Raw genomic sequence first — 15,370 nt, 5'->3', positions numbered from 1 at the left:
GCGGTGGAATGCGGCGCTGTCGTGGCACGATCCGGGGAAATCCGGGCCCGCGTGCCCCTCAGCCCGAAAGGGGGTATCGGTGCAGGTTGCGGAAGCGGCCGTCCTGACCCTCGCCGAAGAGGCAGATCTCGTCGATCCGGAAGGGGCGCTCGATCAGCGGCTCGAAGAGCGGTCGGAGGGCATCGGCCACCGCCGCGCGCTCCGCCGCGTCGGGGATCGGGCCGGTGAGGGTGATGTGAAAGCGGAACTCGTCCATCACGAAGGGGTAGCCCCAGCGCGCCAGCATGGTTTCCTGCCGCTCGGTCAGGCCCGCGGCGCGGCGGCGGGCGACCTCCGCGTCGGTCGGGGCCGCGCGGAACCCGTCGAGCGCCTCGACCAGCGTGGCGGCCAGCGCATCGAGCGCGGTCGTGTCGCCCTCAGGCACCAGCGCGAGGAAGTCGCCCATCTCGGCCACGCGCAGCCCGTCGAGCCGCAGCCGGTGCAGCCGCGGCGCAAGGGCCGAGACGGCGGCGTGCAGCCCGGTCACCGTGCGGTCCTCCGCCAGAGCGAAGGGCGGCTTGAGCGTGCCGTGAAAGCCGTAGGCGCGCGGCTGGCGGGTCAGCGCCTTCTGCGGGCGGGGCAGGGTCGGCCAGTCCTGCCCCGGCGGCAGCGAGGCGCCGCGGCCGGCCTCCGCATCCCACCCCAGCCATTGCGCCCCGAGGGTGGCGAGGGCGCCGGGCGGCGGCGCGTAGTAGAGCGCGAAGCGCGTATATCCGTCCATGGGCGGGCCTCCCTGCTCCCGGGCGTGCTCCCCGCGCTAGCACGCGGGCCGGCAGGGGCGCGAGGGGGCGCGCAGCGCAGCGCGCGAGCGCCCGCCCCGGTCAGAGCCCGAAGTCGATCTCGGCGCGCGAACTCGTCTCGAGGGCGGCAAGGCAGTCGGGCTCCGACCCGTCGGCCGCGGTGCACTCGGCCACGTCGTTGACCAGGAGGCGCGAGATGTCCTCGCAGGTCGTCTCGGCGAGGTCGAAGGCGATGGCCTTGGTCTTGCCGGCCATCATCGCGCCGAAATCGAGCAGGATCCGCGTGTCGGTCACCGTGCCATCGGCGTCGAACACCGCCATCTCGAGCGTCATCGTCGCGAGATCGGTGCCGAGGTTGTTGGTGGCGACATAGGTCACCCGGCAGCTCTGCCCGACCGTGGCGGTGGTGTTGAGCTCGAGCGTGAAGGCGCCGCCGCCCTCGCTCTGGGCCTCCTGCGCGGGCGCGAGGCCCGGCGTGGCGGCGGTCATGGCCGAAAGGGCCAGTGCGGTGAGTGTCCTGGACATCGTGGTGTCGCCCCTCGCAGATTGTCGCTGTCCCGTCCCTGCAGGTGCTACCACGGGGCCGCGCGCGGGCAAAGACGCCGCGGGCGGGCGGCGCGTGCGCCGTTGCCGCCGGGTCGCGCCTGTCTGCGGCCGACGCCGCGACGTTTGTGCTGGATCAGACACGGCGGCCGGGTGCAGGGTAAGGCTGGGGCAGGGCAGACCACGCAGGGAGGTGCGCGATGATCCGATGGAGACGGGCGGCGGCGATGGCGGCGGCAGTCGCGGCGCTGGCCGGGGGCGCCGCTGCGCAGCAGGCCGGGCCTTCCGAGCCGGCGGGCGATCCGGCCGGCTACCCGACGGGCGATCCGACGGGCCCCGAGGCGGGGCGCGTGGCCTTCCTCGAGGCGTGTGCCGGCTGCCACGGCCGCGAGGCCGGGGGCGACGGGCCGACCGCCGAGCTGCTGACCGTCGAGGTGCCCGATCTCACCCGTTTCGCCGCACGCAACGCGGGCACCTACGATATCGCGCGGGTGATCCAGACGGTCGACGGGCGGCAGGGCCTCGCCGCGCATGGCGGGCCGATGCCGATGTTCGGCGGGCTGCTGACCGGGCCGGCCGCGGTCGTCGACGGCCCCGGCGGCGCGCCGGTTGCGACGACCGAGCCGATTCTCGCCATTGCCCGCTGGCTCGAGACCGTCCAGGAGGACACGCCATGACCCGATTCCCGTTCCGCACCGGCGCGCGCACTGGCGCGCTCGTCGTTGCCGCCTGTCTCGCCGCCCCGCTGTCGGCGCCTGCGCAGGAGGCGGTGGGCGACCCGCAGCAGGGCGCCGCGCTCTACGACCTCTATTGCGCAACCTGCCACGGCGCCGAGGGGCGCGGCGACGGGCCGACGGCCGAGATCATGACGCTGCAACCCGCCGACCTCACCGCCCTTTCGGCCGGAAACGGGGGTGTCTTCCCCACGGCGCGCGTGGTCCGGCAGATCGACGGGCGCGACCCGGTGCTGGCGCATGGCTCGCCCATGCCGGTCTTCGGTCCGTTCTTCGAGGGCGAGGACACGGCCATGAAGACACCCGCGGGCCAGCCCGTCCTGACCTCGCGGCCGGTGGCCGACCTTGTGGCCTGGCTCATGGCGATCCAGGAGGGGTCGTGAGGGGGGCGCCTCTCGGGCCGGCGCTCGCAGTCGCCCTCGCCCTGCCGGTGGCGGCCGAGGAGCCGGGCCCGGACGATCCGGGCGCCTCGGCGTATGCCGCCTTCTGCGCCACCTGTCACGGCGCGCTGGCCATGGGGGCGGGGCCGACCGCGCCGCTCCTGACCGTGCCGGTGCCCGACCTCACGACGCTCGCCGCGCGCTCGGGCGGCACGTTTCCCCTGGCGCGGGTGCTGGCGCAGATCGAGGGACGCGACCCGCTGCTCGCCCATGGTGCGCCGATGCCGATCTATGGCGGCGCGTTCGACCGGGGCGGGCGCGTGACCGTCGAGACCGCGGCCGGGCCGGTCGAGACGCCGCGCGCTGCACGCGACATCGCGCGCTGGCTCGAGGCGAGGCAGCGGTCCCCGCAGTGAGCGCCATGCCGGCCCCGGCTCGTGCCCGCCTCGGGTGATGCCGGCCCGAGCCATTCGGCCTCGATGACGCCACGATCGCCGCGCGGGTCGGTCGCCAGACTGGCCGCTCGGCCGCTGACCAGAGTTACCTCATCGCGCGGCACGCGTGGTTGCGCAAAGAGCCGTGAAACCGGTCAAGGGCGCGGCGGCCCGCGCTCACAGCGCCTTGAGATCGGCCGCGAGCACCCGTCCGTCGCGGCCCTCGCGCAGCTCGTAGGCCACCTTCATGTTGTCGGCGAGGCCGGTCAGCCCCGCGCGCTCCACCGCCGAGATGTGGACGAATACGTCCTTTCCGCCGTCGTCCGGGGCGATGAAGCCGTAACCCTTGGTCGTGTTGAACCATTTCACGGTGCCGGTCGGCATGGTCCCGCGTCTCCCTGCGTCTTCCCTTCAGACCCGTCGGCGCCGCCATGCGGCGCCTCGAGGGGGCGCCGCCGCCGGCCGCGCGGCGGGTCGGCGCCCCCGCGTGAAGTGGCGCACCGCAGGAAAAAGACAAGATGTCGCGGCCCGCGCTGCCTTACGCTGGGTCGCGGGGGCTGTGGCCGATGCCCAGAAAACGGTCGGCCGAGAGCGGACCGCCTCCGCGCAGGGCAAGAAACAGCAGCAGGAACAGCCAGAACGCCCGCTGGTCTGCGATGGGCGCACCCGAGGCCCGGTCGAACCAGGCGCCGATCGTGGCGGCGTCGACGCCGTGGCCGGCGATGTCTGTCGCCGACATCACGACGACGAAGCCGATCATCCCCAGCGCGGCGAGGCGGGTGAACAGGCCGATCACGATCATCAACGGCAGAATGAATTCCGCCCAGGTGCCTGCGAGAGCGATCAGCTTGAGCGAGATCGGCAGCGCCGAGGGATCGTAGCCCGCCGCCTCGAAGGCGCGCGGAAACATCTGGATGTAGGCGCCCGTGTCGAGGCGGATCCAGCCCAGCAGGCCGTCGCCCAGCTTGGTGACGGCCGACGCCCAGAAGTAGAACAGCAGCACCCCCGCGAAGACGAGGCGCGCGGCGGTCGGCAGCACGATCTCGGACACGGCGGCGTCGAGGCGCGCGAAGGCGCGATCATGGAAGGTGATGAGGGCAGTCATGGCGCAGGCTCCGTCTCGAGCGAGGTGATGGCGCCGCCCGCAAGCAGGGCCGAGAGGGCGGCGGCGGGGGTGAAGGCGGGATCGTGGGCCGCTGCTCGGGCCACGGCCGTGCCGAGGGGGGCGCCCCGCGCCAGCGCGGCGACGAAGACGCCCTCTGACGGGGCGAGCGCGGTGACCACCGGGTCGAAACCGGGTCGCGTGACGAGGGCGGTCTCGGGGCGATCCTGCGCGCCCTGGGCGCTGCCCTCGAGCGCCGCCTGGCGCCGCGACACCACGGCATGCGCCGATGGCACGAGGCGCAGCGCGGGCGCGATGCCCAGGCGCAGGTTCTCCAGCCGCTCGGGCGTGATCTGCCCCAGCGCCGCGGGGTCGACGGGGGCTGTGTCGGCGGCGTGGTAGCTTTCGCGCACCGCGAGCTCGAGCCGCGCCACGTCGGCGAGCGCGGCGCCGAAGCCGGCCGCCTCGAGGAAGGCGGGCAGGTCGGCGCCTGCATGCATCATCAGCGGCGTTCGGGGCGGGTGGGCGCGGGCATGGGCGATGGCCAGCGCGCGGAAGCGGTCGGGCCCCACCAGTGCGCGCACCGCCGGAAACCCCGTCTCGAGCGCGGCGGCGAGCGAGGCGACCACGTTGTTGCGGTAGACGTCGAAGCGCCGCCCGGCCGGACGCCCTGCGGCATCGGTCAGCCCGTCGGGCACCGGCGCCGCGGGGTCGAGCAGCGCTGCGCGAAAGGTCTCCTGCGTGACGCTCATGCCGGCACCCGCGCCAGGATCGCCTCGGCGCGCGTCGCCTCGGCGGCGAGCGTCGCCCAGTCGGGCACGTCGGTATCCCACTCGATCAGGGTGGGGCGGGGGCCGGCGGCGGCGATCGCCTCGGCGTAGAGCGTCCAGACCGGGTCGGCCACCTCGCGGCCGTGGCTGTCGATCAGCAGGGGCGCGCCGTGCTCGTCCTCCTGCGCGTCGTGGCCACCGAGATGGATCTCGCCCACCCGCTCCATCGGGAAGGCGGCGAGGTAGGCGCGCGGGTCGGTGCCGAGGTTGGTGGCCGAGACGAACACGTTGTTGACGTCGAGCAGCAGGCCGCAGCCGGTGCGGTCCGTGATTTCGCGCAGGAAGTCGGTCTCGGTTATCGCGCTTTCGGCGAAGGAGAGGTAGGTGCTGGGGTTCTCCAGCAGGATGGGGCGGTTCAGCGCCGCCTGCACCTGGTCGACATGAGTGCAGACGCGGTCGAGCGTCACCTCGGTATAGGGCAGCGGAAGAAGGTCGTTGAGAAAGGCCGTGTCGTGCGTCGACCAGGCGAGATGCTCGGAAAAGCTCGCCGGTCGCAGCCGGTCGACGAGGCCCGCGACGCGGGCGAGGTGGTCGGGGTCCAGGCCCCGCTCGGCGCCGATCGACAGGCCCACGCCATGCACGGAGAGGGGGAACCGCTCGGCAAGGGCGGCGAGTTGCGCCTGCGGGCGGCCGCCGTCTCCGAGATAGTTCTCGGCATGTATCTCGAGCCAGCGGACGGCGCCGGGCGCGGACGTCACCGCCTCGAAGTGGCACGCCTTGAAGCCCACGCCAGGGGCATCGGGCAGGGTGCATGTGCGCGTCGAATCCAGCATGGCGGCAGGCTCCCCCGGGGGCGGCGCCGCCCGCAAAGCAGGCGGCGCTCGTTTCGATCAGCTGCTGAGTTCGGCGAGACGCTCGGGCGTGACATACTGGTTCAGTACATCCTCGGTCAGGCTCGCGTCGTCGGGAAGATCGCGCTTGATGCCGTTGAAGCCCCACTCCTCCAGCTGGGCGGCGGTCACGCCCGTGCGCCCGTCGGGCAGGTCGATATCGGTGCAGGTGCCGGCATCGACCAGCGTCCAGGCATTGCCCTGGTAGTCGACGGTCGAGGTGCCGGCGCAGGTCGTGCCGGGGCCGGCGGCGCAGTCGTTCTCGCCGGCGAGGCTGACGCCGTAGCACTTTTCCTGTGCCTGCGCATGCGCCGGCGCGGCGGCGTAGGCGGAGACGGCGGCAGCAACGGCAGCGGTCAGCGCCAGGGTCTTGGTGTCGGTCATCTGGGTCGGTCCCTTCTTGATCGGCAGTCGGTCTGTCGTGCCGGCGGCTCCTCCGCGACACATGCATCACGCTAGGCCGAAGCTGCCCGGACACCCCAGTCACGCGACCGTGCGGCACGCGAGCGTGACCCGCGCCGCTCCCGATCGCGTGATGCCGTAGCGTCAAGGCCCTGGCAGATCACGAGACTTTCCGTGATGCCGCCGCGCCGCTGCGCAGCATTGTTTCAGCTGGACACGGCGAAGCTGAAATAATGCGGGCCACACGGGCGCGCCCGGCACGGCTGTTCAAGGCCGGCCGTGAGAGGTGTTACAGTGGAGGCAGGGCGCCCGGAAGCGATCTGGCGGCGAGGGCCCGATCGGGGCCGACCCGGGGGCGGCTCAGCCCCGGTGCAGCTCGTCGAGCTGGGGCCGCAGCATGTCGAGCGCATAGCCCTGGGCGCGCGCCGCCGACAGCAGGGTGTCGGGCGACTCCTCGGGCGCGGCGCCGAGCATCCACACGACCGTCGAGCGGGTGCCCGACGCGCAATAGGCGAGCACCGGCCCCGGCGCCTCTTCGATCGTGCGCCGCTGCAGGTCGATCGTCTCGGGCGGCATCCCGCCATGCGTGATCGGGTTCTCGACGAAGGCGAGGCCCGCAGCCTCGGCCGCCGCGCGGATGTCGGCGGCCTGCAAGCCGGGCGGCACCTCCTCGTCCGGCCGGTTGCAGATGATGGCGGTGAAGCCGGCGTCCTTCGCCGCCGCGACGTCTTCGGCGGCGATCTGGGGCGAGACGGCGTAGCGGCCTGTCAGGGGGCGAATTTCCATATGTCCTTTTCCTGCTTCCGGCACCGCCGCGTCAAGAGCCCGCGGGCAGGGCGCCCCGCGCGGGATTGACCTGCGTCAAGGCGCCCCGGGCCCGGGCCGGCGCAGGATCGTTCAACCGTAGTGGAGGGGGAGACGCCGAGACATGTCCGACGCGCCCGATATCGCCGCCCGCAGGGAAACGCTGGAAGCACGGCTGGAGACGCTCGACCGGATGCTGCACGAGATCGAGGACGAGCTCGACAGCCACCAGAGCCGCGACTGGTCGGAACTCGCGCAGGAGCGCGAGGCCGACGAGGTGCTCGAGCGGCAGGGCGTTGCCGGCAAGGCCGAGATGGCCGCCATCCGCGCCGCGCTGCAGAGGATCGAGGAGGGGGCCTACGGCGTCTGCGTGCGCTGCGGCGACGACATCGCCCGGGAGCGGCTCGACCTCCTGCCCCATACCCCGCTCTGTGCGGCCTGCGCCGGCGCCCATCCGCGCTAGCCCGCCCGCAACGCCGCGTCAGGCCAGAATCAGCCCCACCGCGATCAGCCCGAGCCCCAGGGCAGAGGTGAGGAGTGCGGCCAGGTTCACCGTGACGACCCGCTGGAGGCGGGCGCGCAGGGCGTCGTCGTCGAGGCCCGCGCGTTTCGCGCGCCATACCGTCACGATGCACCACAGGATTCCGCCGAGGCCGGCGACCGACAGCGCCACGCCGGCAAGGATGAGACCGTCCATGCGCCGTTCGCTCCCTCGTGGCCTTCCAGTTCCTCTGTCGCGGCGGCCTAGCCTGTCGCGCGGGGGCGGGCAAGCCTTGCGGGGGGGCTGCGCTGTGGCTACCACGCGGCTCCGGACGCGGCGGCCGAGCGGGGCGACGCTGCGGCACAGGGGCACGAGGCAAGGGCGGAGGCAAGACGCATGGCCGATCAGATCGAGTCAGGGGTCGACGAGGGCGGTGCGCCCGACAGCTACCGGGTGACGGCCGACGAACTGCGCCAGTTCATTGAGCGGTTCGAGCGGCTCGAGGCCGAGAAGAAGGACATCGCCGACCAGCAGAAGGAGGTGATGGCCGAGGCCAAGGCGCGCGGCTACGACACCAAGGTGATGCGCAAGGTGATCGCCCTGCGCAAGCGCGAGCCCGACGACATCGCCGAGGAGGAGGCGGTGCTCGAGATGTACAAGCAGGCGCTGGGCATGTGAGCCGCCCCGGCGCGGTCTGCCGCGAGGCCGGGCTGCGGCGGCGGGCGGCCGGTCAGGGCAGCAGCAGGGTGACGCCGTGCATCGCGCCGATCCGGGCGATGTCGGCCTCGTAGCGCTCGGTCAGGCGCGCGACGCGGTCGGCGTCCCAGCCCGGCAGATCGTACTCGTCGGCCACCGCCTCGGGCCGGGCGAAGCGATCGAGGAACGCCGCGGCGACGCGGCGGCGGTGTCCCGCGTCGCGGGCAGGGTTCTCCGCCAGGTAGCCCTGCAGGCGGGCGAAGCCCTCTGGCGACATCAGGTCTGCCACGAAGTCGTCGCCGCCCTCGGGCGCCGCGTCGGGCGGGGTGCCGGCAAGCCGGGCGAGCAGATCGGGCCAGAGCAGCGGCGCGTCCTCGCTGCACCAGACCGTGATCTCGGCGTCGGGCACGGCGTCGCGCAGGCGCGCCACCATGTCGGTCCACGACAGCGCCTCGGGATCGATGCGGCCGACGAACTCCTCCCAGCTCTCGCGGTCGGCGAAGCGCGCCTGCAGGGCCGGAATGAGGCTCGCGGGATTGCGCAGCGCAAGGGCAAAATGCGCGGGCGCATCTGGAAAGAGGTTGCGGATCCATGGCGCGCGCTCGCGGGCAAGGGGGTAGAGCGTGCCGTCGGCGACCGCGCGCTGGGGCACGCAGAGGAAGCTGTCGGACGACAGCAGCACATGCTCCGGCTCGTCGATGTCGCAGATCGCGGCGAGAAGGTGCGCCTGCATCTGCGGCGAGGCGGCGGCGCCGCGAAGCTCGAGCATGGCCTCGCGCAGGGCCGGGCGAAAGACGCCGGGGCGCGCCACGGCGATGCCCTGGCGCGCCAGCGTGCCCGATTGTGCGAGCAGGCGGTCGAGGGCGCGGTCCGCGTCCGTGCAATGCAGCCCGATATGGTAGGTGAAGCGCATTGCCCTGCCTCTCCGATCCGCGGCGAGGAGTATAGGAGCGCCCCTGTCCGGTAGCAATTCGGTGCGCGGTCCGCGGGCCGACAGCGGAGGCCCGCGGCGCCCGGATGGCGGCCACGCGGCCGGCCGTTTTGCCCGCGGAGACGGACATGCCCGCATCGGCGCCGGCCTGCGGCGCAAGGGTGCGATGGCCGTGCAGCGCCGTGCCGCGCCGTGCCGCGCCGTGCCGCGCTTTTTGGGTGCCATGCCGTGCCGTGCCGTGCTGCGTGGTGCCATGCCGTGAAGTGCCGTGCTGCGTGGTGCCGCGCCGTGAAGTGCCGTGCCCCGCTGTGCAGTGCCACGCCGTGCCGCATCGCGCCGTGCCGCATCGCGCCGTGCCGCATCGCGCCGTGCCATGCCTTGCCTTGCCAGGTCCGCGCTGTCCTCTGCGTCTCGTCGGCTCGGCGTCGCGGTGTCCTGCCACCGGGGCCGAGCCTGCGGTTGCGGGGCGCCGCTCCCTGGCTGCCGCCCCACGGCTGCCCGAGGCAGCGCCCTCTCCGTGGCGGTGGTCTCCTGGTTCAGGCGGCTTCCGAGCCGGTCTTTCCGGGTAGGGTGCTGCGCGCCGGGTGAGGGGCGTTGCGCAGGCGCACCTTGCCGATCGCCTGCTGCATGCGCTCCGACTGGGTCGAGAGCAGCGCCGCCGCGCCCCGGGTCTGCTCGGCCACGGCCGCGTTCTTCTGCGTGATCTTGTCGAGCTGGGCGAAGGCGTTCGAGATGTCCTTCACCGCGGTCGCCTGTTCCTCGCTCGCCGCCTTGATCTCGCGCAGGTTCGCCGAGACGGTGCCGATGCGCTCGACGATCCGTGACAGCGCCTCGCCGGTCTCGTCCACGGCAGAGGATCCGCGCGAGATCACCCCGGTGCTCTGCGTGATGATCTGCTGCACCTTGGAGGACGCCTCTGCCGAGCGTTGGGCCAGGGCGCGCACCTCGTTGGCCACCACGGCAAAGCCCTTGCCCGCCTCGCCGGCGCGTGCGGCCTCGACAGAGGCGTTGAGCGACAGCAGGTTGGTCTGGAAGGCGATATCCTCGATGACGTCGACGATGGCCTCGATCTCCTTCGAGTGGGCCTCGATGTCGCGCATCGCGGCCACGGTGCCGTCGAGCACGGCGCGCGCCTTGCCTGCCTCGTCGTTCATTTCGGTCGCGGCGGTGTTGGTCTGCGCGGCCGAATGCGCGTTGGAGTCGGCCGACGAGGCGATCTGGGTCATCGCGGCCGAGGTCTGTTCCAGCGAGGCGGCCTGGCTCTCGGCGCGGCGGGCGAGATCCTCGGCTCCGGCCGTCATCTCGGCCGACTGGCCGGCCACGCCCTCCGCCTCCGCGGCGATCGACGACAGCAGGCCCCCGAGCGAGGCGATCATCGCCTCGATGTTCTGCTGCAACGACGCGAAGGTGCCCTCGAACTGCCCGTCCATGCCCTCGCGCAGATCGCCCTCGGCGAGGCGGCCGCTCACCTTGGCGATCTCGGCAAGGCCGCGATCGACGTTTTCCATCAGGCGATTGATGCCCTGCGCGAAGGGCGCGAGCTCGGGGTCGAGCGCCCCCGCATCGACCCGGCGCGAGAAGTCGCCTTCGGCCGCGGCCGTCACCACGCCGTCGACGGCCGCGCGCAGCGTCTCGAAGATCTCGCGCTTGCGCGCCTCCGCCGCCTGCGCCGCGGCCACGGTGCGCTCGCGTTCCGCCTCCGCCTCGCGCTCGGCCTGCTTCCGCTCGGCCTCGAGCCGCTCCTGCCGGGCGGCGTCCTCGCGGCGGGCGAGTTCCTGCGCCTCCCTGCCCTTGTCGCGGAAGATCACGAGCGCGTCGGCGAGGCGGCCGAATTCGGTTGCGCGGCCGGCCCCCTCGATCTCGACGTCCAGATCGCCGTCGGCGAGCGCGCCCACCGTCTCGAGCGAGCGGTCGAAATCGGCGCCGATCCGGCGCAGCATCGCCCGGGCCATCAGAAGCGCGCCGAGCAACGACACCCCCGCCAGCAGGCTGAGGGCGAGCGTCGTCATGGCGAAGGTGCCGCGGATCTCGGCATGAACGCCCTGCTGCCGGGTTACGAGGTCGTCGACCAGCGTGTCGATCGCGGACATCGTCGTGGCCTCGGCCTCGTGCATGTCGGCATAGGCCGCATCGCGGGCGGCCTGCGTCGCGGCGACGGCCTCGGCGCTCTCGGCGTAGGCCGCCACCAGGTCGCGCGCCGAGGTCAGCGTTGCGGTGCGCGCCTGGTCGGACACCATCGTGGCCATCCACGAAAGCTGCTGCTGCGCACCGGCGAGCACGGTGCGGGCCGTCTCGATCTGTTCGGGCGCGCCGGTGGTCGCGAACCGCTCCAGCGCGATCCGCCCTTCCATCAGGTCCCGCTGCACCCGCGCGGCCGAGAAGGTGGTGCCCGCGTCGCCGGCGCGGTTCGAGGCGTCCATCAGGGTGGTGAGCGCCTCTTTCGCGGCGTCGCCCTCGCCCAGCGCCCCGGCGACAAGCGAATCGCGTTCGCTTTGCCGGTCGGCCCCGGTCAGGAAGGCAGCGTGAAACGTCGCGGCCTCGGTCACGATCGTTTGGAGATGAGCGCGTGACTGCGCATCGATCTCGCCCGTGTCCAGCAGTCGACGCGCGACCTCGTCGATTTCCGCCAGGTTGGAGCCGACTTCGTCGCGCAGCGCTGCCGCGTCGCCCCGGCCGGCCTGCAGGGCGGCGACGGCGAGGCGGGCATCGAACATGTCCTCGGCGATGGCATTGATATCGTTGGTCGTCTGTGACGTGGCGCGATACTCTCCGAACTGGCCCTTGAGGAAGAGCGAGGCGCCCACGGCAACGAGTGCCACCACGAAGATCACGCCGGCGAGCGTGCCGAGGCCCACTTTCAGACGTCGCGCGACCGACCAATCCGCCATGGCGTTCTCCCGTACCTTTGGGGCATCGTTTGGCAGAGATCCGTTGACAGGGGCTGAACGGGGCAGGGCAATCATGATCGACAGGCGGGGGGCGATCCTGGGCGGCGCGGCCTGCCTTGCCGCCGGCGCGGGAGAAGGGCAGGGCATGGAGCGCGATTACGTCACCGATCCGGAGGGCCCGTGGCGCTACCTGAGCGACCGGGTGATGGGCGGTGTGTCGAAGGGGGCGGCCGAGGCGACCGGCGGCGCGATCCGGCTGAGCGGAACGGTCAGCACCGAGAACCGGGGCGGCTTCATCCAGGTCCGCACCGAGCTCGCCACGCCCCTCGACCCGGCCGCGCGCGGGATCGCGCTCGAGGCGCGGGGCAACGGCGAGCGGTATTTCGTCCATCTGCGCACGCGCGGCACGCGCCTGCCGTGGCACTACTACCAGGCCGGGTTCGCCACCGCGCCCGAATGGCAGGAGGCGCGTCTGCCGTTCACGTCGTTCCGGGCCTCGGGGGCGCTGTTGCGCGGCACGCCGCGGCCGCAGGATGTCACGTCGATCGGCCTCGTCGCCTATGGCCGCGACCATGAGGCCGACCTCGAGGTGCGGAGCCTGTGGATCTGGTGAGCCTCACAACCCGTCGAGATCGACCCAGACCGCCGCGTGGTCGCTCGCATGGGGCCGGGGCGCGCCCACCGCGCGGAACCGCGGGCCGGCGCGCGCCGCCGCGTCAGGGTCCATCCCGGCGCGGAAGATCCGGGGCAAAGCATCGGGGAAGCGGCGGGCGAGGGCGGGCGAGAGCAGGATCGCGTCGGGCCGCCCCTGCGCCGCGCCGTCGGGCGTGCGGAACGTCCAGTCCTCGCCCGGCGGCAGCCGCGCCATCAGGTCGACGGCGAACCCGCCGCGCAGGGGCGCGAGCGCGTCGCCGGCGTGCGGTGCCGCCTCGTTGAGATCGCCCAGCACGATCCACTCGGCCTCGGCCGGGGCGGGGTGCGCCCTCTCGACAATGCGGCGCACGCCCTCGGCCTCGGCCCGCCGGATCGCGCGTGCCCGCTTCCTGTCGGGCCACGGTGCCTTGAGGTGGCAGACGTAGAGCGAGAGCGCCCCGATCCGCACCGCGAGGCAATCGCGGCGAAAGAGCGGGCCGCGCGCCACCTCGCCCGGCGGGTCGGCGAGGCCGAGGCTGGCCGCCGTCGCCTCGGCGTGGCTCGTCACGGCGTCGGGGGCGCGGCGGCTCATCAGCGCGACGTTCAGCCCGTGCCCGTCGTTGCCCTTCAGGCAGATCCGGTGGGGGTAGGGCGCGGTGCCGGTCGGCAGCAGGACCGAGTCGTGGAACCAGTCGAGCGTCTCGCGGTCGAACACCTCCTGCAGCGCGACAACGTCGGCGTCGATCGCATGGATCACCTCGGCCGTCAGCCGCCGGTCGATCCGGTCGAGAGCGGTATCGTCGGGCCCCTGCCAGTCGCGGTCACGCGCCCCGTCGAGGCGGGCGCGTCCGGCGGTCCGGCGCAGCCGCATGTTCTGGACGTTGAAGGTGGCCAGCCGCATGGGCGCGAGGGTGACATGCGCGCCGCCGGCGGGAAAGCGGCCATTGCGGCCCCTGCCGCCCGCGCGGTCAGCCGGCGGCCGGCTCCAGCTGTTCCGCCCGCGCGGCGCCGGGCATCGGGCAGATGCCCCACCCCCGCAGGATGGTCAGCGCCACCTCGACCGCGGGGGCGACCGGCGCGTTGCCGTCCGTGTCGGGGCCACAGCCCACGAGCGCCATCCGGCCCGGCCGCGCACCGCCAGCCGCAGCGGTCTCCAGCGCATCGGCCAGCGCGGCGAGGCCGCCCGGCGGGGCCGCGTCGAGCACGTCCTGGGCCTTGTGCCCCTGCACGATCTGCAGCCCGCCCGCCGCGCGCGGCCCGAGCGCGCCGAAGACGAGCAGCGCCTGCGCCCCTGGCACGAGGTGCGCCACGCCGGGCGCGTCGGCTCCCACGCGCAGCAGCCGGACCTTGCCCGGAAAGCGCCATCGCGCGCCCAACCTCTCGAGGCAGGCGGGGCCGAAGCCCGGACATGCGTCCGACTGGTCGATGCCGAGGATGAGCGTCGCTGGCGTCATGGTCTCCTCCCGCGCCGTGCCGCCGGCAGGTCGCCAGCGGCGGTCCGGCCGCGGCCGAGGAACAAGCCCGCCCGGCGCGGCCGCGTCACGTGGCTTCCTTACCACGAATTTGCCCGGCTGTCGGCGCTTCCTGCCCGTCTCTCTTGCCGCTCGCGGAGCCTTGCCGAACGCGCACGGCGCGCGCCGCAGGCAGTGGCCGCACAGTGTCGGGCCTGCCTTCTTCCACGCGGTTCAGGGGCTTGGGGCCAACGTGAGGCGCCCGTTCGCCGATGGCGCGGTCCGGGGCGCCGGCAGGGTCGCCGCGACGTTTTGCCATCGACGCGCGCCACGGTGTGGCAGGCCGCACGCCGCCGCGGCCATGGCCCGCCCACGACCCTCCGCTGCCGGCTGCGCGAACGCGCAGCACGGGTCGCCCACGATCCCCCGCCGCGTCTGCCGGTGTCGGCTTCGGCCGCACATGCCTTCGATTTGCGCGCCAGCCGATTCGCCCCGGCCCGAATCGTGCTGCCCGTGGTCTGGGGCGCGGTTCGCGCGCCGGTTGTGCGGTGACCGGCTGGTCTGCCGGCTGCGACAGTTTCAACCATGCAGGCCACTCGGAGGCGGCGGCGCGGCGTGCGGTGCGGGCGCGTCCCGACGGGCGCGAGCGGCCGGCATGACAGGGAAGCATCTGTAATCCGGGCCGTTTGTGCGCGGCGTTGGCGCTAACCTTTTCAGGTGGTGTGCCGTTCAGTCAAAACATTGACAGGAAAAGCATTAAAGAAAAGAATGTTAGCCTCTCATTGACCAATTCGTGTATGGAGCCTCTCAGCGCCTGTCCGGACGACGCAGTTTGATCCCGGTCAAGGTTGCCGCCTCACGCCGCCCGCTAACCGGGGGTAATGCTTTTCGGGAGGAGCCCATGACCATTCACGACGCCGCCCCCGCCGCGCCTGGCCTGCAACCCGTCCCCGCCGGCTTTGCCGCGTCATCGCATGTCGGTTCTGCTGCGTACGAGGAGCTGTACGCGGCGAGCGTTGCGGATCCGGAGGGGTTCTGGGCGGAGCAGGGCAAGCGGGTCGACTGGATCAAGCCGTTCACGCGGGTAAAGCGCACGTCGTTCGAGCCGGGCCAGGTCGATATCCGCTGGTTCGAGGACGGCACGCTGAACGTCTGCGCCAACTGCGTCGACCGGCACCTGGCCACCCGGGCCGAGCAGACCGCGATCATCTGGGAGCCGGACGACCCCGCCGAGGAGGCCCGCCACATCAGCTATGCCGAGCTGCACCGCGAAGTGTGCCGGATGGCGAACATCCTCGAGGACCTGGGCGTCGGCAAGGGCGACCGCGTCATCCTCTACCTGCCGATGATCCCCGAGGCGGCCTACGCCATGCTCGCCTGCGCGCGGATCGGGGCGATCCACTCGGTGGTCTTCGCGGGGTTTTCCTCCGACGCGCTGGCCGCGCGGATCAA

General features: G+C 72.9%; 19 protein-coding genes and 1 pseudogene. 7 read left to right on the top strand and 13 right to left on the bottom strand.

The window, feature by feature from the left end; translation table 11 throughout:
* Nucleotides 1-58 precede the first annotated feature (58 nt).
* A complete protein-coding gene (locus tag DLJ49_RS16210; protein ID WP_115394603.1) occupies nucleotides 59-760 on the bottom strand; it encodes a DUF1045 domain-containing protein in 702 nt (233 codons plus the stop codon).
* A 100-nt stretch (nucleotides 761-860) separates the two neighbouring features.
* The gene (locus DLJ49_RS16205) at nucleotides 861-1,304 is read right to left on the bottom strand and encodes a hypothetical protein (RefSeq protein ID WP_147277328.1); all 444 of its coding nucleotides are present in this window, start codon (nucleotides 1,302-1,304) and stop codon (nucleotides 861-863) included.
* Between the two features lie 218 nt (nucleotides 1,305-1,522).
* Between DLJ49_RS16205 and DLJ49_RS16200 the strand changes: the two genes are divergently transcribed.
* Genes DLJ49_RS16200 through DLJ49_RS16190 form a run of 3 tightly spaced genes read left to right on the top strand, consistent with a single transcriptional unit; the run spans nucleotide 1,523 to nucleotide 2,852 of the window.
* Entirely contained in the window at nucleotides 1,523-1,999 is a 477-nt protein-coding gene (locus tag DLJ49_RS16200; protein ID WP_233489116.1) for a c-type cytochrome, read from the top strand.
* Nucleotides 1,996-2,439 carry a c-type cytochrome gene (locus DLJ49_RS16195; RefSeq protein WP_115394600.1) on the top strand — a complete coding sequence of 148 codons (444 nt, stop codon included), beginning with the start codon at nucleotides 1,996-1,998 and terminating at the stop codon, nucleotides 2,437-2,439. The genes DLJ49_RS16200 and DLJ49_RS16195 overlap by 4 nt, the downstream gene beginning before the upstream one ends.
* On the top strand, nucleotides 2,436-2,852 hold the full coding sequence (locus DLJ49_RS16190; RefSeq protein ID WP_115394599.1) for a c-type cytochrome: 417 nt from the start codon (nucleotides 2,436-2,438) through the stop codon (nucleotides 2,850-2,852). Before DLJ49_RS16195 ends, DLJ49_RS16190 begins: the two co-directional genes overlap by 4 nt.
* Nucleotides 2,853-3,047: 195 nt before the next feature.
* Here the strand turns inward: DLJ49_RS16190 and DLJ49_RS16185 are convergent, their stop codons facing one another.
* From DLJ49_RS16185 to DLJ49_RS16160, 6 genes and pseudogenes are all read right to left on the bottom strand, one after another.
* Nucleotides 3,048-3,254: a cold-shock protein gene (locus DLJ49_RS16185; RefSeq protein ID WP_115394598.1), complete on the bottom strand. Its 207-nt coding sequence runs from the start codon at nucleotides 3,252-3,254 to the stop codon at nucleotides 3,048-3,050.
* Nucleotides 3,255-3,408: 154 nt separating this feature from the next.
* Complete coding sequence (locus DLJ49_RS16180) at nucleotides 3,409-3,975, bottom strand: DoxX family membrane protein (RefSeq protein WP_115394597.1); 567 nt, start codon at nucleotides 3,973-3,975, stop codon at nucleotides 3,409-3,411.
* Nucleotides 3,972-4,724, bottom strand: a complete 753-nt coding sequence (locus tag DLJ49_RS16175) for an HvfC/BufC N-terminal domain-containing protein (RefSeq protein ID WP_115394596.1) — start codon at nucleotides 4,722-4,724, stop codon at nucleotides 3,972-3,974. The genes DLJ49_RS16180 and DLJ49_RS16175 overlap by 4 nt, the downstream gene beginning before the upstream one ends.
* The gene (locus tag DLJ49_RS16170; RefSeq protein ID WP_115394595.1) at nucleotides 4,721-5,575 is read right to left on the bottom strand and encodes an MNIO family bufferin maturase; all 855 of its coding nucleotides are present in this window, start codon (nucleotides 5,573-5,575) and stop codon (nucleotides 4,721-4,723) included. Before DLJ49_RS16170 ends, DLJ49_RS16175 begins: the two co-directional genes overlap by 4 nt.
* A 132-nt stretch (nucleotides 5,576-5,707) precedes the next feature.
* A pseudogene (locus DLJ49_RS22500) lies at nucleotides 5,708-6,016 on the bottom strand (DUF2282 domain-containing protein); the annotation flags it as partial.
* Between the two features lie 378 nt (nucleotides 6,017-6,394).
* Nucleotides 6,395-6,820, bottom strand: coding sequence for a protein tyrosine phosphatase family protein (locus DLJ49_RS16160; RefSeq protein WP_115394593.1), 426 nt, complete (start codon nucleotides 6,818-6,820; stop codon nucleotides 6,395-6,397).
* A gap of 142 nt (nucleotides 6,821-6,962) precedes the next feature.
* On the opposite strand from DLJ49_RS16160, the gene DLJ49_RS16155 reads away from it, so the two are divergent.
* Complete coding sequence (locus DLJ49_RS16155; protein ID WP_115394592.1) at nucleotides 6,963-7,301, top strand: TraR/DksA family transcriptional regulator; 339 nt, start codon at nucleotides 6,963-6,965, stop codon at nucleotides 7,299-7,301.
* Nucleotides 7,302-7,319: 18 nt separating this feature from the next.
* Here the strand turns inward: DLJ49_RS16155 and DLJ49_RS16150 are convergent, their stop codons facing one another.
* Complete coding sequence (locus DLJ49_RS16150; protein ID WP_115394591.1) at nucleotides 7,320-7,535, bottom strand: hypothetical protein; 216 nt, start codon at nucleotides 7,533-7,535, stop codon at nucleotides 7,320-7,322.
* 180 nt (nucleotides 7,536-7,715) lie between these two features.
* Between DLJ49_RS16150 and DLJ49_RS16145 the strand changes: the two genes are divergently transcribed.
* The gene (locus DLJ49_RS16145) at nucleotides 7,716-7,997 is read left to right on the top strand and encodes a DUF2312 domain-containing protein (protein ID WP_115394590.1); all 282 of its coding nucleotides are present in this window, start codon (nucleotides 7,716-7,718) and stop codon (nucleotides 7,995-7,997) included.
* Nucleotides 7,998-8,049: 52 nt separating this feature from the next.
* Here the strand turns inward: DLJ49_RS16145 and DLJ49_RS16140 are convergent, their stop codons facing one another.
* Complete coding sequence (locus DLJ49_RS16140) at nucleotides 8,050-8,928, bottom strand: hypothetical protein (RefSeq protein WP_115394589.1); 879 nt, start codon at nucleotides 8,926-8,928, stop codon at nucleotides 8,050-8,052.
* Between the two features lie 554 nt (nucleotides 8,929-9,482).
* Complete coding sequence (locus DLJ49_RS16135) at nucleotides 9,483-11,834, bottom strand: methyl-accepting chemotaxis protein (RefSeq protein ID WP_115394588.1); 2,352 nt, start codon at nucleotides 11,832-11,834, stop codon at nucleotides 9,483-9,485.
* 73 nt (nucleotides 11,835-11,907) lie between these two features.
* On the opposite strand from DLJ49_RS16135, the gene DLJ49_RS16130 reads away from it, so the two are divergent.
* Complete coding sequence (locus tag DLJ49_RS16130; RefSeq protein ID WP_199533397.1) at nucleotides 11,908-12,447, top strand: CIA30 family protein; 540 nt, start codon at nucleotides 11,908-11,910, stop codon at nucleotides 12,445-12,447.
* Nucleotides 12,448-12,450: 3 nt separating this feature from the next.
* Here DLJ49_RS16130 and DLJ49_RS16125 read toward each other — a convergent pair whose 3' ends face one another.
* Nucleotides 12,451-13,368: an endonuclease/exonuclease/phosphatase family protein gene (locus tag DLJ49_RS16125; RefSeq protein WP_115394587.1), complete on the bottom strand. Its 918-nt coding sequence runs from the start codon at nucleotides 13,366-13,368 to the stop codon at nucleotides 12,451-12,453.
* Between the two features lie 67 nt (nucleotides 13,369-13,435).
* The gene (locus tag DLJ49_RS16120; protein WP_115394586.1) at nucleotides 13,436-13,921 is read right to left on the bottom strand and encodes a hypothetical protein; all 486 of its coding nucleotides are present in this window, start codon (nucleotides 13,919-13,921) and stop codon (nucleotides 13,436-13,438) included.
* Nucleotides 13,922-14,819: 898 nt separating this feature from the next.
* Here DLJ49_RS16120 and DLJ49_RS16115 point away from each other — a divergent pair.
* On the top strand, nucleotides 14,820-15,370 hold a 551-nt coding region (locus DLJ49_RS16115; RefSeq protein ID WP_147277327.1), incomplete at its 3' end, for an acetyl-coenzyme A synthetase N-terminal domain-containing protein.

Origin of the sequence: Rhodovulum sp. 12E13, assembly GCF_003340565.1 — a bacterium.
Lineage (GTDB): Bacteria > Pseudomonadota > Alphaproteobacteria > Rhodobacterales > Rhodobacteraceae > HLUCCA09.
The sequence above is the reverse complement of the archived record's forward strand: the minus strand, read 5'-3'. Positions and strand labels throughout refer to the sequence as shown.

Excerpts from the sequence above, each read along its gene's own strand:
- DLJ49_RS16130 (WP_199533397.1), top strand. The coding sequence starts at position 11,908 with ATGATCGACAGGCGGGGGGCGATCCTGGGCGGCGCGGCCTGCCTTGCC.
- DLJ49_RS16155 (WP_115394592.1), top strand. The coding sequence starts at position 6,963 with ATGTCCGACGCGCCCGATATCGCCGCCCGCAGGGAAACGCTGGAAGCA.
- DLJ49_RS16160 (WP_115394593.1), bottom strand. The coding sequence starts at position 6,820 with ATGGAAATTCGCCCCCTGACAGGCCGCTACGCCGTCTCGCCCCAGATC.
- DLJ49_RS16150 (WP_115394591.1), bottom strand. The coding sequence starts at position 7,535 with ATGGACGGTCTCATCCTTGCCGGCGTGGCGCTGTCGGTCGCCGGCCTC.
- DLJ49_RS16140 (WP_115394589.1), bottom strand. The coding sequence starts at position 8,928 with ATGCGCTTCACCTACCATATCGGGCTGCATTGCACGGACGCGGACCGC.
- DLJ49_RS16185 (WP_115394598.1), bottom strand. The coding sequence starts at position 3,254 with ATGCCGACCGGCACCGTGAAATGGTTCAACACGACCAAGGGTTACGGC.
- DLJ49_RS16145 (WP_115394590.1), top strand. The coding sequence starts at position 7,716 with ATGGCCGATCAGATCGAGTCAGGGGTCGACGAGGGCGGTGCGCCCGAC.
- DLJ49_RS16210 (WP_115394603.1), bottom strand. The coding sequence starts at position 760 with ATGGACGGATATACGCGCTTCGCGCTCTACTACGCGCCGCCGCCCGGC.
- DLJ49_RS16135 (WP_115394588.1), bottom strand. The coding sequence starts at position 11,834 with ATGGCGGATTGGTCGGTCGCGCGACGTCTGAAAGTGGGCCTCGGCACG.
- DLJ49_RS16195 (WP_115394600.1), top strand. The coding sequence starts at position 1,996 with ATGACCCGATTCCCGTTCCGCACCGGCGCGCGCACTGGCGCGCTCGTC.
- DLJ49_RS16175 (WP_115394596.1), bottom strand. The coding sequence starts at position 4,724 with ATGAGCGTCACGCAGGAGACCTTTCGCGCAGCGCTGCTCGACCCCGCG.
- DLJ49_RS16125 (WP_115394587.1), bottom strand. The coding sequence starts at position 13,368 with ATGCGGCTGGCCACCTTCAACGTCCAGAACATGCGGCTGCGCCGGACC.
- DLJ49_RS16120 (WP_115394586.1), bottom strand. The coding sequence starts at position 13,921 with ATGACGCCAGCGACGCTCATCCTCGGCATCGACCAGTCGGACGCATGT.
- DLJ49_RS16180 (WP_115394597.1), bottom strand. The coding sequence starts at position 3,975 with ATGACTGCCCTCATCACCTTCCATGATCGCGCCTTCGCGCGCCTCGAC.
- DLJ49_RS16200 (WP_233489116.1), top strand. The coding sequence starts at position 1,523 with ATGATCCGATGGAGACGGGCGGCGGCGATGGCGGCGGCAGTCGCGGCG.
- DLJ49_RS16170 (WP_115394595.1), bottom strand. The coding sequence starts at position 5,575 with ATGCTGGATTCGACGCGCACATGCACCCTGCCCGATGCCCCTGGCGTG.
- DLJ49_RS16205 (WP_147277328.1), bottom strand. The coding sequence starts at position 1,304 with ATGTCCAGGACACTCACCGCACTGGCCCTTTCGGCCATGACCGCCGCC.